The 23662-nt window shown below is 74.5% G+C and carries 24 protein-coding genes; 19 read left to right on the top strand and 5 right to left on the bottom strand.

What is annotated here, in order from left to right:
• The 5 genes from ACFVVU_RS18280 to ACFVVU_RS18260 form a co-directional block, all read left to right on the top strand.
• On the top strand, positions 1-565 hold a 565-nt coding region (locus ACFVVU_RS18280), incomplete at its 5' end, for an NAD(P)H-hydrate dehydratase (protein WP_387790872.1).
• Positions 566-738: 173 nt separating this feature from the next.
• Positions 739-1911, top strand: coding sequence for an alanine racemase (alr, locus tag ACFVVU_RS18275; protein ID WP_387790870.1), 1173 nt, complete (start codon positions 739-741; stop codon positions 1909-1911).
• Complete coding sequence (locus tag ACFVVU_RS18270) at positions 1908-3107, top strand: alpha/beta fold hydrolase (RefSeq protein WP_380681590.1); 1200 nt, start codon at positions 1908-1910, stop codon at positions 3105-3107. The genes alr and ACFVVU_RS18270 overlap by 4 nt, the downstream gene beginning before the upstream one ends.
• A gap of 143 nt (positions 3108-3250) precedes the next feature.
• Positions 3251-3748, top strand: a complete 498-nt coding sequence (gene tsaE / locus ACFVVU_RS18265; protein ID WP_380681588.1) for a tRNA (adenosine(37)-N6)-threonylcarbamoyltransferase complex ATPase subunit type 1 TsaE — start codon at positions 3251-3253, stop codon at positions 3746-3748.
• Between the two features lie 117 nt (positions 3749-3865).
• A complete protein-coding gene (locus ACFVVU_RS18260) occupies positions 3866-4084 on the top strand; it encodes a hypothetical protein (RefSeq protein WP_380681586.1) in 219 nt (72 codons plus the stop codon).
• 12 nt (positions 4085-4096) lie between these two features.
• Here ACFVVU_RS18260 and ACFVVU_RS18255 read toward each other — a convergent pair whose 3' ends face one another.
• Positions 4097-4738 (bottom strand): hypothetical protein, encoded by a 642-nt coding sequence (locus ACFVVU_RS18255; RefSeq protein WP_380681615.1) that lies wholly within the window; start codon positions 4736-4738, stop codon positions 4097-4099.
• A 227-nt stretch (positions 4739-4965) separates the two neighbouring features.
• Between ACFVVU_RS18255 and tsaB the strand changes: the two genes are divergently transcribed.
• The 5 genes from tsaB (at position 4966) to ACFVVU_RS18230 (ending at position 8590) form a co-directional block, all read left to right on the top strand.
• A complete protein-coding gene (gene tsaB / locus ACFVVU_RS18250; RefSeq protein ID WP_387790868.1) occupies positions 4966-5622 on the top strand; it encodes a tRNA (adenosine(37)-N6)-threonylcarbamoyltransferase complex dimerization subunit type 1 TsaB in 657 nt (218 codons plus the stop codon).
• A gap of 59 nt (positions 5623-5681) precedes the next feature.
• Positions 5682-6215: a ribosomal protein S18-alanine N-acetyltransferase gene (rimI, locus tag ACFVVU_RS18245; protein ID WP_387790886.1), complete on the top strand. Its 534-nt coding sequence runs from the start codon at positions 5682-5684 to the stop codon at positions 6213-6215.
• Positions 6208-7296 carry a tRNA (adenosine(37)-N6)-threonylcarbamoyltransferase complex transferase subunit TsaD gene (gene tsaD, locus ACFVVU_RS18240; protein ID WP_387790866.1) on the top strand — a complete coding sequence of 363 codons (1089 nt, stop codon included), beginning with the start codon at positions 6208-6210 and terminating at the stop codon, positions 7294-7296. The genes rimI and tsaD overlap by 8 nt, the downstream gene beginning before the upstream one ends.
• Complete coding sequence (locus tag ACFVVU_RS18235; protein WP_387790864.1) at positions 7293-7556, top strand: hypothetical protein; 264 nt, start codon at positions 7293-7295, stop codon at positions 7554-7556. Before tsaD ends, ACFVVU_RS18235 begins: the two co-directional genes overlap by 4 nt.
• A 113-nt stretch (positions 7557-7669) precedes the next feature.
• The gene (locus tag ACFVVU_RS18230; protein ID WP_387790862.1) at positions 7670-8590 is read left to right on the top strand and encodes a polysaccharide deacetylase family protein; all 921 of its coding nucleotides are present in this window, start codon (positions 7670-7672) and stop codon (positions 8588-8590) included.
• Here ACFVVU_RS18230 and ACFVVU_RS18225 read toward each other — a convergent pair.
• The gene (locus ACFVVU_RS18225; protein ID WP_387790860.1) at positions 8566-9774 is read right to left on the bottom strand and encodes a methyltransferase domain-containing protein; all 1209 of its coding nucleotides are present in this window, start codon (positions 9772-9774) and stop codon (positions 8566-8568) included. The two genes, ACFVVU_RS18230 and ACFVVU_RS18225, sit on opposite strands and share 25 nt — an antisense overlap.
• 303 nt (positions 9775-10077) lie before the next feature.
• Between ACFVVU_RS18225 and groES the strand changes: the two genes are divergently transcribed.
• From groES to ACFVVU_RS18210, 3 genes are all read left to right on the top strand, one after another.
• Positions 10078-10383 carry a co-chaperone GroES gene (groES, locus tag ACFVVU_RS18220; protein WP_014136232.1) on the top strand — a complete coding sequence of 102 codons (306 nt, stop codon included), beginning with the start codon at positions 10078-10080 and terminating at the stop codon, positions 10381-10383.
• Positions 10384-10500: 117 nt separating this feature from the next.
• Positions 10501-12129 (top strand): chaperonin GroEL, encoded by a 1629-nt coding sequence (groL, locus tag ACFVVU_RS18215; RefSeq protein WP_355358448.1) that lies wholly within the window; start codon positions 10501-10503, stop codon positions 12127-12129.
• 167 nt (positions 12130-12296) lie between these two features.
• The gene (locus ACFVVU_RS18210; RefSeq protein ID WP_380681574.1) at positions 12297-13313 is read left to right on the top strand and encodes a LysR family transcriptional regulator; all 1017 of its coding nucleotides are present in this window, start codon (positions 12297-12299) and stop codon (positions 13311-13313) included.
• A 98-nt stretch (positions 13314-13411) separates the two neighbouring features.
• Here ACFVVU_RS18210 and ACFVVU_RS18205 read toward each other — a convergent pair whose 3' ends face one another.
• The gene (locus ACFVVU_RS18205) at positions 13412-13738 is read right to left on the bottom strand and encodes a WhiB family transcriptional regulator (RefSeq protein ID WP_380681572.1); all 327 of its coding nucleotides are present in this window, start codon (positions 13736-13738) and stop codon (positions 13412-13414) included.
• 570 nt (positions 13739-14308) lie between these two features.
• Between ACFVVU_RS18205 and ACFVVU_RS18200 the strand changes: the two genes are divergently transcribed.
• The 4 genes from ACFVVU_RS18200 to ACFVVU_RS18185 all read left to right on the top strand — a co-directional run bounded on the left by ACFVVU_RS18200 (position 14309) and on the right by ACFVVU_RS18185 (position 18970).
• The gene (locus ACFVVU_RS18200) at positions 14309-14920 is read left to right on the top strand and encodes a response regulator transcription factor (protein WP_014136228.1); all 612 of its coding nucleotides are present in this window, start codon (positions 14309-14311) and stop codon (positions 14918-14920) included.
• Between the two features lie 317 nt (positions 14921-15237).
• On the top strand, positions 15238-15906 hold the full coding sequence (gene shbA, locus ACFVVU_RS18195) for an RNA polymerase sigma factor ShbA (RefSeq protein ID WP_380681570.1): 669 nt from the start codon (positions 15238-15240) through the stop codon (positions 15904-15906).
• Positions 15907-16155: 249 nt separating this feature from the next.
• Complete coding sequence (gene guaB, locus ACFVVU_RS18190; protein WP_380681568.1) at positions 16156-17661, top strand: IMP dehydrogenase; 1506 nt, start codon at positions 16156-16158, stop codon at positions 17659-17661.
• A gap of 181 nt (positions 17662-17842) precedes the next feature.
• Positions 17843-18970: a GuaB3 family IMP dehydrogenase-related protein gene (locus ACFVVU_RS18185; RefSeq protein WP_355358463.1), complete on the top strand. Its 1128-nt coding sequence runs from the start codon at positions 17843-17845 to the stop codon at positions 18968-18970.
• A 64-nt stretch (positions 18971-19034) separates the two neighbouring features.
• Here ACFVVU_RS18185 and ACFVVU_RS18180 read toward each other — a convergent pair whose 3' ends face one another.
• Positions 19035-19646 (bottom strand): hypothetical protein, encoded by a 612-nt coding sequence (locus ACFVVU_RS18180; protein WP_380684252.1) that lies wholly within the window; start codon positions 19644-19646, stop codon positions 19035-19037.
• Positions 19647-19899: 253 nt separating this feature from the next.
• On the opposite strand from ACFVVU_RS18180, the gene ACFVVU_RS18175 reads away from it, so the two are divergent.
• A complete protein-coding gene (locus ACFVVU_RS18175; RefSeq protein ID WP_387790857.1) occupies positions 19900-21813 on the top strand; it encodes a serine/threonine-protein kinase in 1914 nt (637 codons plus the stop codon).
• A 54-nt stretch (positions 21814-21867) separates the two neighbouring features.
• On the opposite strand, the gene ACFVVU_RS18170 is transcribed toward ACFVVU_RS18175, so the two are convergent.
• Positions 21868-22404 (bottom strand): SHOCT domain-containing protein, encoded by a 537-nt coding sequence (locus ACFVVU_RS18170; RefSeq protein WP_387790855.1) that lies wholly within the window; start codon positions 22402-22404, stop codon positions 21868-21870.
• 86 nt (positions 22405-22490) lie between these two features.
• On the opposite strand from ACFVVU_RS18170, the gene ACFVVU_RS18165 reads away from it, so the two are divergent.
• Positions 22491-23612 carry a protein kinase gene (locus ACFVVU_RS18165; RefSeq protein WP_387790853.1) on the top strand — a complete coding sequence of 374 codons (1122 nt, stop codon included), beginning with the start codon at positions 22491-22493 and terminating at the stop codon, positions 23610-23612.
• Positions 23613-23662 lie beyond the last annotated feature (50 nt).

The following is a 23662-nucleotide window of genomic DNA, read 5'->3' as shown; positions in this document are numbered from 1 at the left end:
CGGGCTGGCGGCTCGGACGGCGCCGACGCTGCTGCCCCCGCCCACGGGGGAGGCGGCCCGGCTTCTCGCCGGGGCGGCGGGCAGCGGCGCGGGCGACCCGGCCGCCCGGCCGCCGGCCGCCGACGAGCTGGCGGCCGCCCGGCTGGCCACGGCGCGGCGGCTCGCGGCGGCGTACCGGGCGACGGTGCTGCTGAAGGGTTCGACCACGGTGGTCGCCGATCCGGGCGGCGCCGTGCGGGTGAACCCGACCGGCACCTCGTGGCTGGCGACCGCCGGCAGCGGGGACGTCCTGGCCGGCCTGGCCGGCTCGCTGCTCGCCGCGGGCCTCTCCCCGCTGGACGCCGCCTCGGTGGCCGCCTACCTGCACGGCCTCGCCGCCCGCCACGCCGCCGCGGCCCCCGGCGCCCCGGTCACGGCCCTGGAGGTGGCCGGGGCCGTCTCCGCCGCCTGGAACGACGTCCGCGCGACGGAAGGGGCGGACGGGGCGACCGACCGGCCACCGCGGGAGCGGGAAGTCGGCCCGGCCGACCTTCCGCTCCGGAGCGCGGTCGGGCGGGTGCGGTAGGCCGGCCGGTCTGCACCTGCGGGCCGGTGCGGGGCGGGAGGGAACCGGGCGCGATTCGTGCGCGTCCGGACCGGATGGCGGGTTGCGCCGGGGCGGCGTGCCGAGGGCCGTTCGGCGAGGACCCCGGGATGTCTGGGAGACTGACCCTGATGACAACTGCGAAGACGACCGTTATGGCCACTCTCACCGAAGGCGCGCGAGCCGAGGCGACCATCGATCTCGCCGCCCTGCGCGGCAACCTCGACGCGCTGCGCGAGCGGATCGGCGGGGCCGCCGTGATGGCCGCGGTCAAGGCGGACGCCTACGGGCACGGTGCCGTCCGGTGCGCCCGCGAGGCGGTCGCCGCAGGGGTCCGCTGGCTGGGCACCGCGACGCCCGACGAGGCGCTCGCGCTGCGCGCCGCCGGCATCCGGCCGGACCAGGCCCGCATCCTCTGCTGGCTGTGGACGCCGGGCGGCCCGTGGCGCGAGGCCCTCTTCGCCGATCTCGACGTCTCGGTGAGCGGCCAGTGGGCGCTCACCGAACTGCTCGCCGCCGTCCGCGCCACCGGCATCCCGGCCCGGGTCCACCTCAAGGCCGACACCGGCCTCGGCCGCAACGGCTGCCAGCCGCACGACTGGCCCGAGCTGGTCGCCGCCGCCCGCCGTGCCGAGCTGGACGGCCTGCTGACCGTGGTCGGCGTCTGGTCGCACTTCGCCGCCGCCGACGAGCCCGGCCACCCCTCCATCCAGGCCCAGCTGGACGCCTACCGCGCCGCCCTGGCCACCGCCGAGGCGGCCGGCCTGCGCCCCGAGGTGCGGCACCTGGCCAACTCGCCGGCCGCCCTGCTGCTCCCGCAGTCGCACTTCGACATGGTCCGCACGGGCCTCGCGATGTACGGGCTCTCGCCGGTCCCGGACGTCGGCTCGCCGGAGGACTTCGGCCTGCGCCCGGTGATGTCGCTGACCGCTCGGCTGGCCCTGGTCAAGCACGTCCCCGGCGGACACGGCGTCAGCTACGGTCACCACTACACCACTCCCGGCCCGACCACGCTGGGCCTGGTCCCGCTCGGCTACGGCGACGGCATCCCGCGGCACGCCAGCGGCATTGCCCCGGTGCAGATCGACGGCAAGTGGCGCACCGTGGCCGGCCGGGTGGCGATGGACCAGTTCGTCGTCGACCTCGGCGGCGACACCCCGCCGATCGGCGACGAGGTGCTGCTCTTCGGCAACGGCGAGCGCGGCGAGCCGACCGCCGAGGACTGGGGCCGCGCCTGCGGAACCATCTCCTACGAGATCGTGACCCGGATCGGCTCCCGGGTGCCGCGCCGCTACGTCGGCGGCCTGGACGAGGACCCGCGCGGATGAGCGAGCAGCCCGGCGCCGACCCGGTCGGGGCGGTCAGCGGCGTGGCCCGCGCCGTCAAGGCGGCCGAGGCGGCCACCGGGGTGAGCCGGGCCGGGCTGATCGGCATCTCGGTCGGCGTGCTCGCGGCCGGCGCCGCCGCGGGCGTGGCGATCGAGCGGCTGACGGTCGGCCGGACGATGCGCCGCCGGGCCCGTGCCGAACTGGATGCCAAGGCCCCGTACGGCTCGCTGCGCGGTCGCCCCCGCACGGTGGCCGCCGCCGACGGCACCGAGCTGTACGTCGAGCTGGACGGCACCGGTGAGCCGGACGGGTCGCCCGAGCCGCTGACCGTGGTCTTCTGCCACGGCTACTGCCTCAACCAGGACAGCTGGCACTTCCAGCGCGCAGCGTTCCGCGACAGCCTGCGCCTGGTCTTCTGGGACCAGCGCAGCCACGGCCGCTCCGAGCGCTCCCGCTCCTTCCTGGCCGGCGAGCCCGCCAGCATCGACCAGCTCGGCGGCGACCTCAAGGCCGTGATCGACGCCGTCGCGCCGACCGGCCCGCTGGTCCTGGTCGGCCACTCGATGGGCGGCATGACGGTGATGGCGCTGGCCGACCAGCACCCCGAGCTGTTCCGCGAGCGGGTTGCCGGCGTGGCGCTGATCGGCACCCTGGCCGGGAACTGGGACGCCGTCACCTTCGGCCTGCCGCAGGCGGGCGCCAAGCTGTTCCGCCGGGTCGCGCCGGGCATGATGAAGCTGCTCGGCCGTCAGGTGGACCTGGTGGAGGCGACCCGCCGGCTGGGCGCGGACGTCAGCGCCGTCCTCTACCGGCGGTTCTCCTTCGGCGGGAAGGACGTCGACCCGGGTGTGGCCCGGTTCGCCGAGCAGATGCTGGACGCCACCCCGATCGACGTGGTGGCCGAGTTCTACCCGGTGTTCTCCGCGCACGAGAAGACCGAGGCGCTCGCCGCCCTGCGCGGCATGCCCGTCCTGGTGCTGACCGGTACCAAGGATCTGATGACCCCGCCGGGCCACGGCGAGGTGATGGCCGAACAACTGCCGGGCGCCGAGCTGGTCCTGGTCGAGGACGCCGGGCACCTGGTGATGCTGGAGCGGCCCGACGCGGTCGACCGCCGGCTGGCCGCGCTGTTCGAGCGGGCCGCCCGCTTCCGCGGCGCCGCCCCGCCGGCGCCCCCGGTCGGCGAACGCGTGTAGCGAGCCCGGGAGCACCCTCGCCGGACCTCGCCGGACCGGGTCCCGCGGACGTCCGGCGCGGGCGCCGCCGTCGATGTGGCACGGTAGCGGGGGCGCCCGAGAGCCGGTGCGCCGCCGTACGGACCGAAGGGCTTGATTCGCGCATGGGCTCGCACGCCACTCTCACCGCCGCCACCCCCGACCGGATGGGCCGGCTCGGCCGGGAGCTGGCCGCGCTGCTGCGGCCGGGGGACCTGGTGCTGCTCTCCGGCGAGCTGGGGGCGGGGAAGACCACGCTGACCCGCGGCCTCGGCGAGGGGCTCGGGGTGCGCGGTGCCGTCACCTCGCCGACCTTCGTGATCGCCCGGGTGCACCCGTCGCTGACCGGCGGCCCGGCGCTGGTGCACGTCGACGCGTACCGGCTGGGCGGGGACCTCGACGAGATGGAGGACCTCGACCTGGACGTCTCGCTGCCCGAGTCGGTGGTGGTGGTCGAGTGGGGCGAGGGCAAGGTGGAGCGGCTGTCGGAGGACCGCCTGGAGGTCCGGATCGAGCGGGCCGTCGGCGACGAGGCGGCGGGCGGCGACCTGGACCCGCGCCGGGTGGAGCTGACCGGGATCGGCCCCCGCTGGGACGGCGTCGACCTGTCCGTGCTGGCCTGACCTCGCCGTCCGCCCCCGTCACGGTTTGCCGACAGACTGTCGGGAAGATGTTGCGGTCGGGGTCCCGGGCGTGGTGGGATGGGTTTTGAGGTTAGGTCTGCCTAACTAGGAGGCGCCATGCCGAGCACCACGCCCGCCCCGGAGCGCGCACCGCGCGGGACCGGGGCCGAGGGGCCCGACCGCCGTGCCGCGGGGGAGCCGATGCGGGCCCTGCTGGCCGCCTGCGCGGCGGCGGAAGCGGTCTGCACCCCGCCCGGACGCCGTCCGGCGGAGGAACCGCGGGCCGAGGAGCCGTCGGCCGACGGCGGTGCGCACGAGGCCCGCCGCGCCGCGTAGCCCACCGCCCGGTCAGGCGATCACGACCACCTTGGTGTCCTTCGGCGCGAAGTCCCACAGCAGCTGGCCGTCGGCCCGGCTGCTGCGGATGCCGCCGGTCTTGCCGCTCGCGCTGCTCGTACCGCCGGTGCCGCTCCCGATCGAGGAGGGCGTCCCGGACGCGGAGGTCGCCGGGGCGGCGGGCGTGCCGGTGGCGCCGTCGACGGCCGCGCTGAAGCCGAACACCACGCCGTTCTGCTGGGCGAACCGCACCACGTGCTCGATCGCCTTGCCGTCGGTGCCCGTGCCGGACTGGGTGCGGCTGTACACCGGGTAGCTGCCCGGGGCCGGCTCGACCGTGCCCGGGGTGACCGGGAAGGCGGCGACCACCTGCGGGGTCTTCTTCGGGTCGATCAGCCAGACGTAGTGCGTGCCGACCGAGTAGACGACCCGCAGACCGGTGCCGGTGCCCGCGGTGGGCAGCGCCGGGACGGTCGGCGTCGGGGTGGCGCTCGGGGTGGCCGGGGCGGCCGGCCCGCTGGACGCCGCGGTGGTGCTCGTGCCGGGATTGGCGGCGACCGCGCGGTCCTGCGCGCCGTTGGCCTGGAAGGCCAGCAGGCTCACCACCGCCAGGGCCCCCAGGGTCAGCCCCGTGACCACCACTCCAGGACCCATCTTCGCCACGTGTGCTCCCACCGCCGTCCCAAAACCGTCGGCCCCATCGTGCCAGGTCCGTCCGTCCGGTCCGCATCGCGTCGGACGTGTGTTCCGCCGTGGGGCGGGTTTTCGATCGTGCGGCGCACTCCCGCCGGACGCACTCCCACCGGTGCGGCGCACGCCCCCGGCGGCGGGACGGAGCCGGGGCCCGACGGGTCACCGCCCGACCGGTCTAACCTTGACCCGTGCTGCTGCTCGCGTTCGACACCGCTACCCCCGCCGTCACCGCCGCCGTCCACGACGGTTCGGCCGTCCTCGCCGAGACCGACCAGGTCGACGCCAGGCGCCACGGCGAACTCCTGCTGCCCGCGATCGACCAGGTGCTGCGGGCGGCCGGTGTCGACAAGCACCGGCTGACCGACATCGCCGTGGGTGTCGGCCCGGGACCGTACACCGGCCTGCGGGTCGGCCTGGTGACCGCCGCCGCGCTGGGGCACGCCCTGGGCCTGCCGGTGCACGGTGTCTGCACCCTGGACGCCATCGCCCACCGGGCCCGCGCGCGGGGCCTGGCCGGTGAGCCGTTCACGGTGGCCACCGACGCCCGCCGCAAGGAGGTCTACTGGGCCTCCTACGACGCCGAGGGCACCCGGACCGAGGGCCCGTCGGTTGACCGCCCCGGCGAGCTGACGCCCCCCGCCCGCTCGGTCGGCGCCGGCGCGCTGCTCTACCCGGACGCCTTCCCCGGCGCGCACGGCCCCGAGCACGTCTCGGCCGGCGCGCTCGCCGACTTCGCCGCCGCCGAGCTGGCCGCCGGCCGGGCCCTGCTGCCCAACGCCCCGCTCTACCTGCGCCGCCCGGACGCCCAGGTGCCGGCCGGCTACAAGGCGGTGCTCCCGGCGTGACCGGCCCGAGCACCGACGGGGCCGTGCGCACCGCCGCCCCCGTCGCCACGCTGCGCCCGATGCGCTGGTGGGACATCGCCCCGGTGCTGGCGCTGGAGCTGGAGCTGTTCCCCGAGGACGCCTGGTCCGCCGGCATGTTCTGGTCCGAGCTGGCCGAGGCCCGCCCCGGCGGCACCCGCCACTACACCGTCGCCGAGGCCCCGGACGGCACGATCGTCGGCTATGCCGGGCTGATGGCGGTGGCCGACGAGGGCGACGTGCAGACCATCGCCGTCGCCGGCCGCCACCAGGGCGCCGGCCTCGGCGCGGCGCTGCTCGCCGACCTGGTCCGGGAGGCCGCCCGGCGCGGCTGCGCGGACCTGCTGCTGGAGGTGCGGGTGGACAACACCCGCGCGCAGCGGCTCTACGAGCGCTCGGGTTTCGAGCCGGTCGGCATCCGGCGCGGCTACTACCAGCCCGCCAACGTCGACGCGCTGGTGATGCGCCTCGACCTCGCGGCCGTCGCCGTCGACGGCGCCGCCGGCCCCGAAGACCTCGACGAACCCGCGGACCACCCGCGACCGGACGTGAAGAAGGACACCCCCCATGGCTGACGAACCGCTCGTCCTCGGCATCGAGACCTCCTGCGACGAGACCGGCGTCGGCATCGTGCGCGGCACCACCCTGCTCGCCGACGCGGTGGCCTCCAGCGTCAACGACCACGCCCGGTTCGGCGGCGTCGTCCCCGAGATCGCCAGCCGCGCGCACCTGGAGGCGATGGTCCCCACCATCCAGCGCGCCCTGGACACCGCGGGCGTCAAGGCGAGCGACCTGGACGGCATCGCCGTCACCGCGGGCCCGGGCCTGGCCGGCGCGCTGCTGGTCGGCGTGAGCGCCGCCAAGGCGTACGCGTGGGCCCTGGACAAGCCGCTGTACGGCGTCAACCACCTCGCCTCGCACATCTGCGTGGACCAGCTGGAGCACGGCCGCCTGCCGTCCCCGACGATGGCCCTGCTGGTCTCCGGCGGGCACTCCTCGCTGCTGCTCAGCGAGGACATCACCAGCGACGTGCGCCCGCTCGGCGCGACCATCGACGACGCGGCCGGCGAGGCCTTCGACAAGGTGGCCCGGGTGCTCGGGCTCGGCTTCCCCGGGGGCCCGGTGGTGGACCGCACCGCCCGGGAGGGCGACCGGAAGGCGATCGCCTTCCCGCGCGGCCTGACCGGCCCCAGGGACCCGGAGTACGACTTCTCCTTCTCCGGTCTGAAGACCGCCGTCGCCCGCTGGGTGGAGGCGAAGCGCCGGGCCGGCGAGGAGGTGCCGGTCGCCGACGTCGCGGCGTCCTTCCAGGAGGCGGTCACCGACGTGCTGACCCGCAAGGCGGTCAAGGCCTGCAAGGACAACGGCGTCGACCACCTCATGATCGGCGGCGGCGTCGCGGCCAACTCGCGGCTGCGCGAGATGGCCCAGCAGCGCTGCGACAAGGCCGGCATCCGGCTGCGGGTGCCCCGCCCGGGCCTGTGCACCGACAACGGCGCGATGGTCGCCGCGCTGGGCTCCGAGATGGTCTGGCGGGACCGCGCGCCGTCCTCCTTCGACCTGTCGGCGGACTCCTCGCTGCCCGTCACCGAGGTCCACGTCCCGCACACGGACTTCCACGGCCAGGCCTATCAGGCCCTGGGCGGGCAGGCGTGAGCACCACCGCCGCGATGTGGGAGGCCCGGGCCGCCGACGGACGCGGCGCCGAGCTCTCCGCCTGGGTCCGGGAGACCGCGCTGCCCGCGCTGCGCGGTCGCGCCGGGCTGCAACGCGCCGAGCTGTTCGCCGCCCCCGGCGAGCGCGTGCTGCTGATCACCTGGTGGTCCGGCGAGCCGGTGCCGGTGGCCGAGCCGCCCGCCGGCCTGCTGGGCCGCCCGGTGCACCGCTGGTCCTTCACCAGCGAGCACGTGGAGTAGGCCGTGCAAGGCTGATCCCGGCGCCCGTTCGCACGTCCGATCGGGAACCGAACGCCGTGGCGTTACCGTGCTAGCGAGTGGGATCGCTGAACGGGAACGGGGAGCGCGGCGCGGTGAACAGGCACGGGTGGAGCAGGACGACGGTGTACGCGGTGGGGGCCATGGCCCTGCTGGCCACCGCCACCGGGTGTTCGGGCGGGGGCGACAGCGGCGCCGCGTCCGCCGCGCTGGTGGCGCCGGGCGGCACCACCGCCCCGGCCGGGTCCGCCGCGCCGCAACAGGGCGCGGCCACCCCGCCGCCGAGCGCTTCCCCCGCCCCGGCCGAGGGGGACGCCGCCGCCTGGGCGAAGTGGCACCTCACCCCGCTGCCGCCCGCGCCCCCGGCCCCCGCCGACAAGCCGGTGAAGCTCCAGCGGACCGGCCAGGTCCCGGTGTTCAGCGAGGTGCGGACCGCCGACAAGGTCGTCTTCGTCACCATCGACGACGGCGCCGAGAAGGACCCGAAGTTCGTCGAGATGCTGACCGACCTCAAGGTGCCGGTCTCGATGTTCCTGACCCGCGACATCGTCAAGGACGACTACGGCTACTTCAAGCGGCTCCAGGCGCTCGGCAACCACGTCCACAACCACACCGTGGACCACGCGCAGCTGAGCAAGGTGACGCCGGAGAAGCAGAAGTCCGAGGTCTGCGACGCCCAGGCCGCGCTCACCCAGCAGTACGGCACCCCGCCGCTGCTGTTCCGCCCGCCCTACGGCGACGGCGCCAACACGCCGGCGCTCAACACCGCGGTGCAGCAGTGCGGGCCGCGGGCGATCGTGCTGTGGCGGGAGTCGATGCAGATCCATGACATGCAGTACCAGGCGGCGGACAAGAAGCTGCGGCCCGGCGACATCGTGCTCGCCCACTTCCGGGGCCCGAAGGACCTCAAGGGCGAGACGATGACGCAGATGTTCGGGGAACTGCTGGCCAGGATCCAGGAGCAGGGCTTCGCGGTGGCCCGTCTTGAGGACTACATCGCGGCGCCGGCCGGCTGAACGGCCGCGGCCGGGCCGGTCACCGGCCGGCCGAGCATCATCAGCGGGCCGTGGTCGGTGCGGCTGAGGATCACCGTGACCTCGTTCGGGCCGGCGGGCTTCAGCTGGCGGCGCAGCTCCTCCGGGGTGATCGCCATGCCGCGCTTCTTGATCACCACGGTGCCGACGCCCCGCTCGCGCAGCAGCGCCTTGAGCCTCTTGATGTGGAACGGCAGCACGTCGGTCAGCTCGAAGCCGTGCGCGTACGGGGTGTCGACCAGCTCGTCCGAGGTGACGTAGGCGATCTTCGGGTCGATCAGCCGCCCGTTCACCCGCTGCGCCACCTCCGCGACCAGGTGGGCCCGGATCACCGCGCCGTCCGGCTCGTAGAGGTAGCGGCCGACCGGGCCGGCCGGCGGGTCGGGCAGGTCGCCGCCGGTGAGGCTGGCCCGCTGCGGCAGCAGGGTGGCGCGGTGCGGGCGCTCGGCCCGGGTGCCGAACCAGAGCACCGCCTCCTTGACGTCGCCGTGGTCGGAGACCCACTCGGCCTCCGCGTCGGCCGGCACCGCCTCGTGCGGGATGCCGGGCGCCACCTTGAGCGCCCCGACCGGGGTGCGCCGGCCGGCCTCGATCGCCCAGGACAGCGGCGGCGCGTACGCCTCGGGGTCGAAGACCCGGCCGCGCGAGGTGCGCCGGGCCGGGTCGGTGAAGACCGCGTCGAAGCCGGTGACGTCGATGTCGGCGACGTCCGCGCAGCGCACCTCGACCCGGTCGGCCAGGCCCAGCGCGGCCGCGTTGGCGGCGGTGGCGGCGCAGGCGGCCGGGTCCTTGTCGACGGCGAGCACCTCGACACCGGCCCGGGCCAGCGCCAGCACGTCGCCGCCGATCCCGCAGCAGAGGTCGGCCAGCCGCTTCACCCCGAGGTCCGCGAAGCGGCGCGCCCGCCACTCGGCGACCTCGCGCCGGGTGGACTGCTCGACGCCGTTGGGCGTGAAGTACATGAGGTCGGCGTCGGCGCCGAACTTGGCCCGGGCCCGTTGCCGCAGCCGGGCCTGCCCGAAGGCGGCCGAGACCAGCTCGGCGGGGTGCTCATTGCGCAGCCGGGTGGCCAGCGCCAGCTCCTCCCCGGGCGCGAAGTCGCGCAGTTCGGCGAGCAGGGCCTGGCCCCGGTCGGTCAGCAGGGGCCGCAGGTCGTCGTTCTCCACCCCGCCATTCTCGCCGGTCGGAGCTGGCCGAAGGCGACAGGAGGACGGCCGGGTGTGCGGGCCGGGACCGCCCCGCACATGAGTACGGCCACCCGTCGCCCACTCATTCGGATCGTGGGACCGCCGGGCGCGTCGTTGGCACTCTGGTTGACTGAGTGCTAACCGCGGCCTATGGTCATCACTAGCACTCCCCACCGGGGGAGTGCTAACGCGACAGTGCGTGTCTGACCCCCGCGACGGCAGATGCGCGAGTTCGCCCCTACCCGTTAGAAAACCCCGTAATCTCCGAAGGGGAGCTCGGACGTGACCACCAGCAGCAAGGTTGCCATCAAGCCGCTCGAGGACCGCATCGTGGTCCAGCCGCTCGACGCCGAGACCACCACGGCCTCCGGCCTGGTTATCCCGGACACCGCCAAGGAGAAGCCCCAGGAGGGCGTCGTCCTGGCCGTCGGCCCGGGCCGCTTCGAGGACGGCCAGCGTCTGCCGCTCGACGTCGCCGTCGGTGACATCGTCCTGTACTCGAAGTACGGCGGCACCGAGGTGAAGTACCAGGGCGAGGAGTACCTGGTGCTCTCCGCCCGCGACGTTCTCGCCATCATCGAGAAGTAAGACGTCAGAGCCACGCCCCGGATCCGTGTCCCTAGTGACAGGGGACCGGGGCGTGGCTGTTGGTTCACGTAGTCGAGCGGCCGCCGTGAAGGCCGCACCCCCGAGGGAATAGGGAACATGGCGAAGATCCTGCAGTTCGACGAGGACGCCCGCCGCTCGCTGGAGCGCGGTGTCAACAAGCTGGCCGACACCGTCAAGGTGACCATCGGCCCCAAGGGCCGCAACGTCGTCATCGACAAGAAGTTCGGCGCCCCGACCATCACCAACGACGGCGTCACCATCGCCCGTGAGGTCGAGCTCGACGACCCGTACGAGAACCTTGGCGCGCAGCTCGTCAAGGAGGTCGCCACCAAGACCAACGACGTCGCGGGCGACGGCACCACCACCGCCACCGTGCTGGCCCAGGCCCTGGTCAACGAGGGTCTGCGCAACGTCGCCGCCGGCGCCGGCCCGGCCGCCCTGAAGAAGGGCATCGACAAGGCCGTCGCCGCCGTCTCCGAGCACCTGCTGTCGGTCGCCCGTGAGATCGAGGGCAAGGACGACGTCGCCGCCGTCGCCACCCTGTCCGCCCAGGACGCCCAGGTCGGCGAGCTGATCGCCGAGGCGATCGACAAGGTCGGCAAGGACGGTGTCATCACTGTCGAGGAGTCGAACACCTTCGGCGTGGAGCTGGACTTCACCGAGGGCATGCAGTTCGACAAGGGCTACCTGTCGCCGTACTTCGTCACCGACGCGGAGCGGCAGGAGGCGGTCCTGGAGGACCCGTACATCCTGATCAACCAGGGCAAGATCTCCTCCATCCAGGAGCTGCTGCCGCTGCTGGAGAAGATCCTGCAGGGCGGTTCCTCCCGCCCGCTGCTGATCATCGCCGAGGACGTCGACGGCGAGGCGCTGTCCACCCTCGTGGTGAACAAGATCCGCGGCACCTTCAACGCGGTGGCCGTCAAGGCCCCGGGCTTCGGCGACCGCCGCAAGGCGATCCTCGGCGACCTGGCCGTCCTGACCGGTGGCACCGTGATCTCCGAGGAGGTCGGCCTCAAGCTCGACCAGGCCGGTCTGGACGTGCTGGGCTCGGCCCGCCGCGTGACCGTCACCAAGGACGAGACGATCGTCGTCGACGGTGCCGGCGAGAGCGAGGCCGTGGCCGGCCGCGTCGCCCAGATCAAGGGCGAGATCGCCAACACCGACTCGGACTGGGACCGCGAGAAGCTGCAGGAGCGCCTGGCCAAGCTGGCCGGCGGCGTCTGCGTCATCCGCGTCGGTGCCGCCACCGAGGTGGAGCTCAAGGAGCGCAAGCACCGCCTGGAGGACGCCATCTCGGCGACCCGCGCCGCGGTCGAGGAGGGCATCGTCGCCGGTGGTGGCGCCTCCCTGGTCCACGCCGCCAAGGTGCTGAACGACGGCCTGGGCCTGTCCGGCGACGAGGCCACCGGTGTCGCGGTCGTCCGCAAGGCGCTGCACGAGCCGCTGCGCTGGATCGCCCAGAACGCCGGCCTGGAGGGCTACGTCATCACCTCCAAGGTCTCCGAGCTGGAGCAGGGCCAGGGCTACAACGCCGCCACCGGCGAGTACGGCGACCTGGTCAAGGCCGGCGTCATCGACCCGGTCAAGGTCACCCGCTCCGCCCTGGAGAACGCCGCCTCGATCGCCTCCCTGCTGCTCACCACCGAGACCCTCGTGGTGGAGAAGAAGGAGGAGGAGGCCGACAACGGTCACTCGCACGGCGGTCACGGCCACTCGCACTGAGGCCGTAGCCACCGAGGCCGCAGCCGCTGAGCGCGGCCACTGACGCAGGCCCGGTCCGCGCCCCGAGAGGGGTGGCGGGCCGGGCCTGCGGCCGTTCAGGGCTGCTTCAGTCTTCAACTATCAGTTGAATTTTGCGTAATGCAAAGAATCCCTTATATCTTGGTGGCATGATCGAGGCCCGCCACCTGCGCGTCCTGCGTGCCGTAGCCCGCACCGGCTCCTTCTCCGCCGCCGCCCGCGAGCTGGGCTGCACCCAGCCCGCCATCAGCCAGCAGATGAAGGCCCTGGAGAAGTCCGTGGACACCCCGCTGGTGGTCCGCTCGGGCCGCGGGATGCAGCTGAGCGAGGCCGGGCGGGTCCTGCTCAAGCATGCCACCGGGATCCTCGCCGGGCTCTCCGCCGCGGAGGAGGAGGTCGCCGCGATCGCCGGGCTGCGGGCCGGACGGGTGCGGCTGGTGTCCTTCCCGACCGCAAGCTCGACCCTGGTGCCGCCGGCCGTCGCCCGGCTGCGGGACAGCCATCCGGGCGTGCGCGTGTCGCTGGTCGAGGCCGAGCCGCCGGAGTCGCTGGCGATGCTGCGCGGCGGCGAGTGCGAGGTCGCGCTCGCCTTCCGCTACCCGCAGGCCCCCGGATCCACCCTCGCGCCGGCGCCCGCGCCCGCGCACGGAACGCCCCGGGAGGCGCGCGCCGAGGCCAATCTGGAGGCCCAGCAGCTGAGCGCCGGGGCCGACTGGTCCGATCTGGTGGTCACCCCGCTGCTGGACGACCCGCTGGTGGGCCTGCTGCCCGCGGGGCACCGGCTGGCCGGGCGCGGCGGGCCGGTGGGGCTGGCCGAACTGGCGGGGGAGCAGTGGATCGCCGGCTGTCCGCAGTGCCGGGGGCACCTGGTGGAGCTGTGCGCGGGCGCCGGCTTCGAGCCGCGGATCGACTTCGCGACCGACGACTACCCGGCGGTGGTCGGGCTGGTGGCGGCCGGACTCGGGGTGGCGGTGCTGCCCGGACTGGCGCTGGAGTCGGTACGGCCGGACGGGGTGGTGCCGGTGGCGGTGCACGCCGTCTCGGGGGCGCCGGCGGTGCGGCAGGTGGTCGCGCTGACCCTGCCGGACCTCGCCGAGGTGCCGGCGGTGGCGCTGATGCTGGAGCGGCTGGCGGGGGCGGCGGCGGGGGCGACGGCGGGGCGCTGACCCGCCGGCGTGCCGGGCCCGTGTCGACCGGGCGGGCCCCGAACAGGTGTCACTCCGGGAAGTAACGTTTCTTCCCGGTCGGGCGGAGCCTGGCGTTTCTACTGCTGGGCCGCACTCGGCGCCACGAGCGGTACCTCCACCAGCCGGTTGCGCGAGCGGCCCATCATCTCCTCGCGCTCGTCCTCGGTCAGGCCTCCCCAGACGCCGTACGGCTCGCGCACCGCCAGCGCGTGCGCGGCGCACTCGGTGCGCACCGGGCAGCGCATGCAGACCTCCTTGGCGCTCGCCTCGCGCGAGCTGCGGGCCGCGCCGCGCTCCCCCTCGGGGTGGAAGAAGAGCGAGCTGTCCACGCCGCGGCAGGCTGCGGAGAGCTGCCAGTCCCAGAGGTCCGCGTTGGGGCCGGGGAGTCGGGAGAAATCTGCCATGGCTCATTCCCTTCAGAGGTCGTCGACCGCGGGCCGGTCGCCGGCGGCTTGCGTCGGCGACGGCACGGCGGGCGTCCGGCGCGGTGTGGACACCTGGAAATATGACTTACGGCAACTCCATGGACAAGTCACCCACAGAGTGGCACAACAGTCAATGACCATACGAAAGCTCTAAAACCGGGCAAAGTGGGCAGGCCTGCCGGGCCGGCGACCGCCGGGCGCGAATGTGGCAATCGGGTGGCCGACCGGCGCACGAGGACCCGCGCGGGTGTGCGGGTTGTACGCCGACCGCGCGCGAGCTGCGCAAAAGTGCGGCGTGTGCACCGCGATGCGGCTGATCGGTAACGGGTCGGCCACGTACAGTGGTGGAGGTGGCCCCGAAGGCCGTAACTCATTCGAGTGATGGTCGTTGGAAGTGCGGAGGCGGTTAGCGGGCGCCGGACGTCGGGAACGATCGCGGGGAATCTCAGGCGATCAGCACGGAGTCTGACGCCGATCGGCCGTGTCGAAGAGGTTCGTACCAGCCAGGAGGCTCAACGTGACGCGGATCAGCTGCGGAGGACGACGGTCATGACTTCCGTTCTCGTTTGCGACGATTCCCCGCTCGCCCGCGAGGCGCTTCGCCGCGCGGTCGCGACCGTACCCGGTGTCGACCGGGTCACCACCGCGACGAACGGGGAGGAGGTCCTCCGCCGCTGGGTGGCCGACCGCTCCGACCTCGTCCTGATGGACGTCCGGATGCCCGGCCTCGGCGGGGTGGAGACGGTCCGGCGGCTGCTGTCCGCCGATCCGGGCGCCCGGATCATCATGCTCACCGTCGCCGAGGACCTCGACGGGGTCGCCCTCGCGGTCGCCGCCGGCGCCCGCGGGTACCTGCACAAGGACGCCTCGCGCGCCGAACTGCGGGCCACCGTCACCCAGGCGCTCGCCGACCCGACCTGGCGGCTCGCCCCCCGCCGGCTGCGCAGCCCGGACATGGGCGCGGCGCCGACCCTGACGGCGCGTGAGATCCAGGTGCTCGAAGGCATGAGCCACGGACGCAGCAACGCCGAGATCGGCCGCGAGCTGTTCCTCTCCGAGGACACCGTCAAGACCCATGCCCGGCGGCTGTTCAAGAAGCTCGGTGCCTCGGACCGCGCGCACGCGGTGGCGCTGGGCTTCCGCTGGGGCCTGGTCCGCTGACCGCCGCCGGCGCCGCCGGGTCCGGCACGCTCCGCGCGATTGTCCGCGCGGGGGCGTGTGACGTGACGGTCCCGAGGTTGCACCATGGAGGAGTGGAGCACCTCGGGGACCAGCGGGCAGGAACTGCGGCGAACCACACGGCCGCGGGAGACTCGGCGGACGGCGCCGCGGACGGGAGCGCCCGGGGCGGCGGGGCGGGAGGCGGGACGGTGCAGGAGGGGCCGGTGGTGCGGACCGGTGCGGCACCGCATAACGTTCCGGTGCACAACTCCGGACGCGGTGCCGCGTTTTCCCGCGCGACCAGGCACCATGGACCGATGCGTGACGACGTGACCGGGGCTCCCGGTGAGGCGGACCCGGTGGAGGCCGAGCCCTCCGCGCCCGGGCCCGGCCCGGCGTACGCGGAACCGGGCGACGGTCCCGGTGCGCTCTCCGCACTGGTCGCGGCCGCCGTCCGGGGCGAGGGTCCGGCGATCGACGCGCTGCTCGCCCACGTCCACCCGCTGGCCCTGCGGTACTGCCGCGGCCGGCTGGTGCGGCTGCCCGGCGGTGCCCGGCACCACGTGGACGACATCGCGCAGGAGGTCTGCGTCGCGGTGCTCTGCGCGCTGCCCCGGTACCGGGACCAGGGGCGCCCGTTCGAGGCCTTCGTCTACGGGATCGCCGCGCACAAGATCGCCGATCTGCAGCGGGCCGCGATGCGCGGGCCCGGCTCGACGGTGATCCCGCAGGACGACCTGCCGGAGGTGCCGGACGACGCGCTCGGCCCGGAGGAGCGGGCGCTGCTCAGCAGTGACGCGGCCTGGGCGAAGGAACTGCTCTCCAACCTGCCGGCCCGGCAGCGCGAGCTGGTGCTGCTGCGGGTGGCCGCCGGGCTCTCGGCGGAGGAGACCGGGGAGGTGCTCGGGATGTCCCCGGGGGCCGTCCGGGTCGCCCAGCACCGCGCGCTCAGCCGGCTGCGGGCGCTCGCGGAGGAGTCCTCCTAGGAGCGGAATGGCCCATGGCCGGGCTGTGTTGTCAAGGGCACACGAGAGCGCATTCGCGGTGCCAGTACCATGGGGTATCGGCGCCTGGGCGGGTCGCCAAAGTTTCGACGGTGTGCACGGGGTTTCCCTGGAGGATCCTCCAACGGTCACGGCCACCGGGCTTTCGGCGTCCGAGCGAGTGAGCTGATGACAGCGCCCCCACCTGCAGGGCGCGAGCTGATCGAGCCGGCCACGGAAGGTACCCCCGAAATGTCTTACAACGCCGCAGGCGTACCCGAGAAGTTCGCGATGCTCGGACTCACGTACGACGACGTCCTGCTGCTGCCGGGGGCGTCCGAGGTGCTGCCGAACGAGGTCGACACCTCCTCGCGGGTCTCCCGCAACGTGCGCGTCAACATTCCGCTGCTCTCCGCGGCGATGGACAAGGTCACCGAGTCGCGGATGGCGATCGCGATGGCCCGTCAGGGCGGCGTCGGCGTCCTGCACCGCAACCTGTCGGTCGAGGACCAGGCCAACCAGGTCGACCTGGTGAAGCGCTCCGAGTCGGGCATGGTCACCGACCCGATCACGGTCGGCCCGGAGACCACGCTGGCCGAGGCCGACGCGCTCTGTGCCAAGTTCCGGATCTCCGGTGTGCCGATCGCCGACGGGAGCGGCAAGCTGCTCGGCATCGTCACCAACCGCGACATGGCCTTCGAGACCGACCGCACCCGCCAGGTCCGCGAGATCATGACCCCGATGCCGCTGATCACCGGCAAGGTCGGTATCTCCGGCGTCGACGCGATGGCGCTGCTGCGCCGCCACAAGATCGAGAAGCTGCCGCTGGTCGACGACGACGGCCGGATCAAGGGCCTCATCACGGTCAAGGACTTCGTCAAGGCCGAGCAGTACCCCAACGCCGCCAAGGACTCCGAGGGCCGGCTGCTGGTCGGTGCCGCCGTCGGCGCGAGCGCCGAGGCCTTCGACCGGGCCCAGGCCCTGGTCGAGGCGGGCGTGGACTTCCTGGTCGTCGACACCTCGCACGGCCACAGCCACAACGCGCTGGCCTGGATCGCGAAGATCAAGTCGGCCGTCAAGGTCGACGTGGTCGGCGGCAACGTCGCCACCCGCGACGGCGCCCAGGCGCTGATCGACGCCGGCGTGGACGGCGTCAAGGTCGGCGTCGGCCCGGGCTCCATCTGCACCACCCGCGTGGTCGCCGGCATCGGCGTCCCGCAGGTCACCGCGATCTACGAGGCCGCGCTGGCCTGCCAGGCGGCCGGCGTGCCGGTCATCGGCGACGGCGGTCTGCAGTACTCCGGCGACATCGGCAAGGCGCTGGCCGCCGGCGCCGACACCGTGATGCTGGGCTCGCTGCTGGCCGGCTGCGAGGAGTCCCCGGGCGAGCTGCTGTTCATCAACGGCAAGCAGTACAAGTCCTACCGCGGCATGGGCTCGCTGGGCGCCATGCAGTCCCGCGGCCAGGGCCGCTCCTACTCCAAGGACCGCTACTTCCAGGCCGAGGTGGCCTCGGACGACAAGCTCGTCCCCGAGGGCATCGAGGGCCAGGTGCCCTACCGCGGCCCGCTCGGCGCGGTGCTGCACCAGCTGGTCGGCGGTCTGCGCCAGACCATGGGCTACGTGGGCGCCGCCAACGTCGCCGAGATGGAGAGCAAGGGCCGGTTCGTCCGGATCACCTCGGCGGGCCTCAAGGAGAGCCACCCGCACGACATCCAGATGACGGTCGAGGCGCCGAACTACAGCGCCCGCCGCTGATCGGGGCACCCGGCCGCGGGGCCCGCCACCGAGGGGTGGCGGGCCCCGCGGGCTGTCCGGGGACCGCCTGCCGGGGGACCGGGGGCCGGGCGGGGCCGTGCGAGGGCGGACGGGTGCGGGATACTGGGGGGCGGCCGGGGTGACCCGGCGGGCATGAGCAACACCACCAGAAGGGCTCGAAGTGACTGAGATCGAGATCGGGCGAGGCAAGCGCGGCCGCCGGGCGTACTCCTTCGACGACATCGCCGTCGTCCCCAGCCGCCGTACGCGTGACCCGAAGGAGGTCTCGATCGCCTGGCAGATCGACGCCTACCGCTTCGAGCTGCCGTTCCTGGCCGCTCCCATGGACAGCGTGGTCTCCCCGCAGCAGGCCATCGCCATCGGCCGCCTCGGCGGCCTCGGCGTGCTGAACCTGGAAGGCCTCTGGACCCGCTACGAGGACCCGCAGCCGCTGCTCGACGAGATCGCCGCGATCACCGACGAGTCCGCCGCGACCCGCCGCCTGCAGGAGATCTACGCCGAGCCGATCAAGGCCGAGCTGATCAAGCAGCGGATCCAGGAGGTCCGCGACTCCGGCGTGGTCACCGCCGCCGCGCTCTCGCCGCAGCGCACCGCCGAGTTCTCCAAGGCCGTCGTGGACGCCGGGGTCGACGTCTTCGTCATCCGCGGCACCACCGTCTCCGCCGAGCACGTCTCCGGCGCGGCCGAGCCGCTCAACCTGAAGCAGTTCATCTACGAGCTGGACGTCCCGGTCATCGTCGGCGGCTGCGCCACCTACACCGCCGCGCTGCACCTGATGCGCACCGGCGCGGCCGGCGTGCTGGTCGGCTTCGGCGGCGGCGCCGCGCACACCACCCGCAACGTGCTCGGCATCCAGGTGCCGATGGCCACCGCCGTCGCCGACGTCGCCGCCGCGCGCCGCGACTACATGGACGAGTCCGGCGGCCGCTACGTGCACGTCATCGCGGACGGCGGCGTCGGCTACAGCGGCGACATCCCGAAGGCGGTCGCCTGCGGCGCCGACGCGGTGATGATCGGTGCCGCGCTGGCCCGCGCCACCGACGCGCCCGGCAAGGGCTACCACTGGGGCATGGAGGCCGTCCACGAGGAGCTGCCGCGCGGCAAGCGGGTCGACCTCGGCACGGTCGGCAGCACCGAGGAGATCCTCACCGGCCCGTCGCACACCCCGGACGGCACCATGAACCTGTTCGGCGCGCTGCGCCGGGCGATGGCGACCACCGGGTACACCGAGCTCAAGGAGTTCCAGCGGGTCGAGGTGACCGTCAACCCGGCGCTCAACCACCGCTGAGCCCGTTCTCCCGGGGCCTCCGTCGCGCACCGCGGCGGGGGCCCCGCGCCGTGTCGGCGCGGGTTCACTGGCGGGTGGCGGCGCGGCGGGTGAGCAGGAAGCCGCCGATCACGGCGATGCCGAAGAAGACCAGGTCCAGCGGGCGGCGGCCGTCGCGCCAGAGCGGGAGGGCGTCGTGCAGCAGCTCGCCGTAGCCGGTGCCCGCCAGCTCGTGCAGCCGGCGGGTCTGCCCGAGCAACTGGCCGAGGAACAGCGCGCCGGACGCCAGCAGGGCGCCCAGCGGCGGCAGTAACCGGCCGGGGCCGCCGAGCCGGCCCAGCGGCCAGGCGACCGCCGCCGCCGGGGCGATGGCCAGCCAGCCGACGGTGGCCTCCGCGCGGGCCGGGGCGCAGCCGAACGCCGCGGCGCCGGCCAGCATCGCGAGGACGGCCAGCGCCACGGCCGGGCCCGTCCGGTGCCGGCGGCGACGGTGCTCCGGGGCGCCGCCGGTGCCGTCGGCCGTACCGGTCCCGGCCGGGTCGGCCGGTTCGACGGGGCGGTAACCGGCCACCGGGGCACCGGGCATCCCGGGGGCCACGTAGCCCTCGGGGGTCTCCGGTTCCGGTGCGACCGAGAAGTGCGGGGCCGTGGGCGGCCGGACCGACTGGCCGTCAGCGCCCGGTTCGGATGCGGTCATGGACGTCGTGTTCCCCCCGGAAAGACGGTGAGCTGCCGAACGGTAGCAGGGCCCGGAGCGGGGTCGACAGAGTTTTCGATCACGGATCGGGCACGGAGCGCCGCCCCGGCCCGGGCGCGCGCCAGGGTGGCCGGGGGCCGGGTGGTCGGGGGCGCGCGTGACAGGGGATGATGGAGGCTTGGGCGCTCGGGCCTGACGCCGGTCCGACACGCCGTCACCACGACCGCCGGCAGCACATGGGGGAACGTTCCGAATGACCCAGGCGCAGGGTTCCAACGGCCGCCTCCTGGCCGGACGCTACCGGCTGAACGACGTCCTCGGGCGTGGCGGCATGGGCACCGTCTGGCGCGCCGAGGACGAAATGCTGGGCCGGACGGTCGCGGTCAAGGAACTGCGGATGAACGCCAGCGTGGAGGAGGACGAGAAGCACCGGCTGATCGTCCGCACCCTGCGCGAGGCCAAGGCGACGGCGCGGATCCGGCACAACTCGGCGGTCACCGTCTTCGACGTGGTCGAGGAGGACGACCGGCCGTGGATCGTCATGGAGCTGGTCGAGTCCCGCTCGCTGGCGGACGTGGTCCGGGAGGACGGTCCGCTGGCGCCGGCCCGGGCGGCGGAGATCGCGCTGGACGTGCTCGGCGTGCTGAGTGCCGCCCACGCGCTCGGCATCCTGCACCGGGACGTCAAGCCGTCCAACGTGCTGATCGGCGAGGACGGCCGGGTGGTGCTCACCGACTTCGGCATCGCCAGCGTGGAGGGCGACAGCTCGGTGACCTCCACCGGGATGCTGGTCGGCGCGCCCTCGTACATATCCCCGGAGCGGGCCCAGGGACAGAAGCCCGGACCGCCGGCCGACCTGTGGTCGCTGGGCGGCACGCTGTACGCGATGGTCGAGGGCCGGCCCCCGTACGACCGGGGCTCGGCGCTGGCGACCCTGACCGCGGTGATGACGGAGGAGCTGGCCGCCCCGGCGAACGCCGGGCCGCTGCTGCCGGTGATCGAGGGGCTGCTGGCCAAGGACCCGGCGAAGCGGCTGACCGCCTCGCAGACCCGGGCGATGCTCAAGCGGGTGGTCGCCGAGGCGACCGCGCGGGCCGAGTCGACCACCGAGCAGGCGGTGCCGGTCGCGGACGGCGGCGCGAAGCGGCCGATCGGCGGGCTGCTCGGGACGGTGCGGGTGGGCAGCCGGGCCGGGGACGCCGGGAAGGGGGAGTCGGCGGCGCCGGTGGTGCCTGTGGTGTCCGGCGAGCCTTCGGGCGCGGCGGGCGGGTCGGGGCCGTCGGGTCCTTCCGGTTCGTCGGGTCCGTCGGATTCGGAGACGGATGCGGTCCGGCCGGTCACCAGTGAGTGGACGCTGGGCGCGACCCAGGCGGCCGGGGCCGACCCGCGCACCGGCCGGCGGCGGCTGGCCGTGGCGACGGTCGTGGTGGTGCTGCTGCTGATCGCGGGCGTGGTCGCGCTGGTGCAGGCGCTCGGCGGCTCCGACGACGGCTCGGCGAACGGCGCGCGCGGCACCGCGGCGGCGGACGTCACGCCGGGCAGCGCGGCGCCGGTGACGGTGTCGGAGAGCTCCGGTCCGGCGCAGGACGCGGTGCCCGAGCCCGCCCCCACGCCGAGCGCGGACCCGACGCCGAGCGACACGCCCACCCCGACGCCCACCCCGACTCCGACGCCCACCCCGACTCCGACTCCGACGCCCACTCCGACGGCGACCGGGGCGGCGGTGCCGGCCGGGTACCACGAGTACAAGGACCCGTCCGGCTTCTCCGTCGTGCTGCCCGACTGGCTGCAGCCGTCGGGCTCGGAGTCGATCCGCCGCACCTTCAAGGGCAACGGGAGCACCCTGCGGATCGAGTGGACGACCAGCCCGGGGCCGAGCGCGCTCGCCGACTGGCAGGACGCCGAGCCGGGGCTGCGCGGCCAGGTGACCAACTACCAGCGGGTGCAGCTGCAGTCCGTCGCCTACCGGGAGTGGACCAACGCGGCCGACTGGGAGTGGACCAGCGGCAGCCCGCGCACGCACTCGCTGAACCGCGGCTTCGTCACCGGCTCCCCGGCCAAGTACGGCTACGCGATCTACTGGACGACGCCGGACGCGGACTGGGCCGCCCCGCAGAACGCGCAGGCCCGCCAGACCGCCTTCGACACCTTCCAGCCGGCGCAGTGATTCGCGCCGCTCGCCTCCGGGCGCTCCGACCCGGGGCGGCCGCGCGGCGGTGGGTCAGCCGATCAGGCGGTGCTTCGCGCGGGTGAACTCCTCCTCGGTGAGGGCGCCGGCGGTGCGCAGGGCGGTCAGTCGTTCCAGCTGCTCCAGCAGCTCGGCGCCGGAGGCGGCGGCCGCGGGGGCCGGGGCACCGAGGGTCTTCCGGGAGGCCTGGCGGGCGTTCAGGGCGGTGGTGCGGATCTGCTCGGCGAAGATCTCCGCCTTGACCACGTCCTCGAAGCGGTGCGAGCCGGTCAGCGCGACCACCAGCAGCACCTCGCCGTTGATCCGGGTCCTGGTGACGGTCGCGTCGGTGACCGCCTCCAGCGGAACCGGGACCGGGGGCTTGCCGTCCTTGAGGAAGAGCAGCCGGTGGGTGGTCAGGACCAGGACGCCCTTGCGGAAGTGGTCGGGGTGGCGCCCGGCCGTGGAGGCGACCGGCCTCTCGTCGGGGGCGACGTTCGCCTCGACGGTGCGCAGGGCCTCGGCCCGGGTGCCGTTGTTGCTGCTGCCGGCCATGTCGAAGGCCGCGTCGATCAGATCGGTCCAGTCCATGGACCGAGGGTAATCCGGGGTGCCCGCGCGGTGCCTGCCGCGGCCGGACTGGGCCTAGGCTTGGCGGTGAGCGGAGAGGAACACGCATGCGAGCGGGCCCGGGGCAGGTGCTGGCGGGGCGTTACCGGCTGACGGACCGGCCGGAGGCGCTGAGCGCGTTCGCCGTGGACGAGGGGAGCGGCGACGTCGTCCGGCTGCGCGCGTGGGAGCTTCCCGCGTCGCTGATCGGCGATCAGGAGCCGGACGGCTCCGGGTCGGTCGAGGGCGAGCGGCTGGTGCGCCGGGTGGCGGCGGTCGGTTCCGCCGCGCCGCGGCATCCGCGGTTGCTGCAGGGCGCCGGGGCGTTCGTCGAGGGCGACCGGCTCTGGACCGTCGAGGAGCGGCAGGCCGGGCGGCCGTTGGCCGCGCTGCTCGCGGACGGCCCGCTGCCGCCGTACCGGGCGGCGGAGGTCGCCGCGGACCTCGCCGCGGCGCTGCGGGCGCTGCACGACGCGGGCCTGGCGCACGGGAACCTGACCGCCGGTTCGGTGCTGGTCTGCGAGGACGGCGCGGCGCTGCTGGGCGGACTGCTCCCGGGGGTGGCCGAGGAGGTGCTGGCCGAGGAGCTGGGCGGACCGGGCGGGCGGCGCCGCTACGAGGTGCGGGCCGAGCTGGTCGGGTCGGTGGCGGAGCGCTGGCCGTTGGACGGCGGTCCGGCCGGTGACTGCTGGGCGCTCGGGGTGCTGCTGCACCGGATGGTGACCGGCCGCGCGCCGTACCCGGAGAGCGGGGTGCCGGAGCTGGTGACGGCGGTGCGGGAGGGCCGGCGGGTGCCGTCGGAGGCGTGCGGGCCACTGGGGCCGCTGGTCGAGCGGCTGCTGCAGCCCGATCCGGCGCGGCGGCCGACGGCCGCGGAGGTCCGGTTGGAGCTGGCGGAGCTGCTGGCGGGCGCGCCGGAGCCGGCGGCCGGCGACCGGGTGGCGCCGCCGCTGCCGGAGCGGCGGCGCGCGCCCGGGCGGCGCGGCTCGGTGAAAAGCGGCGGCTCGGTGAAGCGCGGCGGTGCGGTGAAGCATGACGGTGCGGCGGGTGCCGAGCGGCCGCGGGCGGAGGCGTCCGGACCGGACCGGCCGCCGCGGATCCCGCCGGCGCTGCTGGGCCCGGTCCTGGTGGGCGGGGTGTTCCTGTTGCTGCTGCTCGGCGTGGTGGCCGTGGTGCTGTTCGCAGGCTGACGGGGCCGGTGGGAAGGTGGTCGCCGGGGTGGCGGGTGGGGGAGATTACC

The organism is Kitasatospora sp. NPDC057965 (genome assembly GCF_042887135.1).
Lineage (GTDB): Bacteria > Actinomycetota > Actinomycetes > Streptomycetales > Streptomycetaceae > Kitasatospora.
The sequence above is the reverse complement of the archived record's forward strand: the minus strand, read 5'-3'. Positions and strand labels throughout refer to the sequence as shown.

Bases quoted from the DNA above. Each gene is read 5' to 3' on its own strand.
- shbA (WP_380681570.1), top strand. From the start codon at position 15,238: ATGCGTGACGACGTGACCGGGGCTCCCGGTGAGGCGGACCCGGTGGAG.
- ACFVVU_RS18210 (WP_380681574.1), top strand. From the start codon at position 12,297: ATGATCGAGGCCCGCCACCTGCGCGTCCTGCGTGCCGTAGCCCGCACC.
- ACFVVU_RS18165 (WP_387790853.1), top strand. From the start codon at position 22,491: ATGCGAGCGGGCCCGGGGCAGGTGCTGGCGGGGCGTTACCGGCTGACG.
- alr (WP_387790870.1), top strand. From the start codon at position 739: ATGGCCACTCTCACCGAAGGCGCGCGAGCCGAGGCGACCATCGATCTC.
- tsaE (WP_380681588.1), top strand. From the start codon at position 3,251: ATGGGCTCGCACGCCACTCTCACCGCCGCCACCCCCGACCGGATGGGC.
- ACFVVU_RS18180 (WP_380684252.1), bottom strand. From the start codon at position 19,646: ATGACCGCATCCGAACCGGGCGCTGACGGCCAGTCGGTCCGGCCGCCC.
- tsaD (WP_387790866.1), top strand. From the start codon at position 6,208: ATGGCTGACGAACCGCTCGTCCTCGGCATCGAGACCTCCTGCGACGAG.
- ACFVVU_RS18255 (WP_380681615.1), bottom strand. From the start codon at position 4,738: ATGGGTCCTGGAGTGGTGGTCACGGGGCTGACCCTGGGGGCCCTGGCG.
- groL (WP_355358448.1), top strand. From the start codon at position 10,501: ATGGCGAAGATCCTGCAGTTCGACGAGGACGCCCGCCGCTCGCTGGAG.
- ACFVVU_RS18270 (WP_380681590.1), top strand. From the start codon at position 1,908: ATGAGCGAGCAGCCCGGCGCCGACCCGGTCGGGGCGGTCAGCGGCGTG.
- rimI (WP_387790886.1), top strand. From the start codon at position 5,682: ATGCGCTGGTGGGACATCGCCCCGGTGCTGGCGCTGGAGCTGGAGCTG.
- ACFVVU_RS18260 (WP_380681586.1), top strand. From the start codon at position 3,866: ATGCCGAGCACCACGCCCGCCCCGGAGCGCGCACCGCGCGGGACCGGG.
- ACFVVU_RS18200 (WP_014136228.1), top strand. From the start codon at position 14,309: ATGACTTCCGTTCTCGTTTGCGACGATTCCCCGCTCGCCCGCGAGGCG.
- ACFVVU_RS18170 (WP_387790855.1), bottom strand. From the start codon at position 22,404: ATGGACTGGACCGATCTGATCGACGCGGCCTTCGACATGGCCGGCAGC.
- ACFVVU_RS18205 (WP_380681572.1), bottom strand. From the start codon at position 13,738: ATGGCAGATTTCTCCCGACTCCCCGGCCCCAACGCGGACCTCTGGGAC.
- guaB (WP_380681568.1), top strand. From the start codon at position 16,156: ATGTCTTACAACGCCGCAGGCGTACCCGAGAAGTTCGCGATGCTCGGA.
- ACFVVU_RS18175 (WP_387790857.1), top strand. From the start codon at position 19,900: ATGACCCAGGCGCAGGGTTCCAACGGCCGCCTCCTGGCCGGACGCTAC.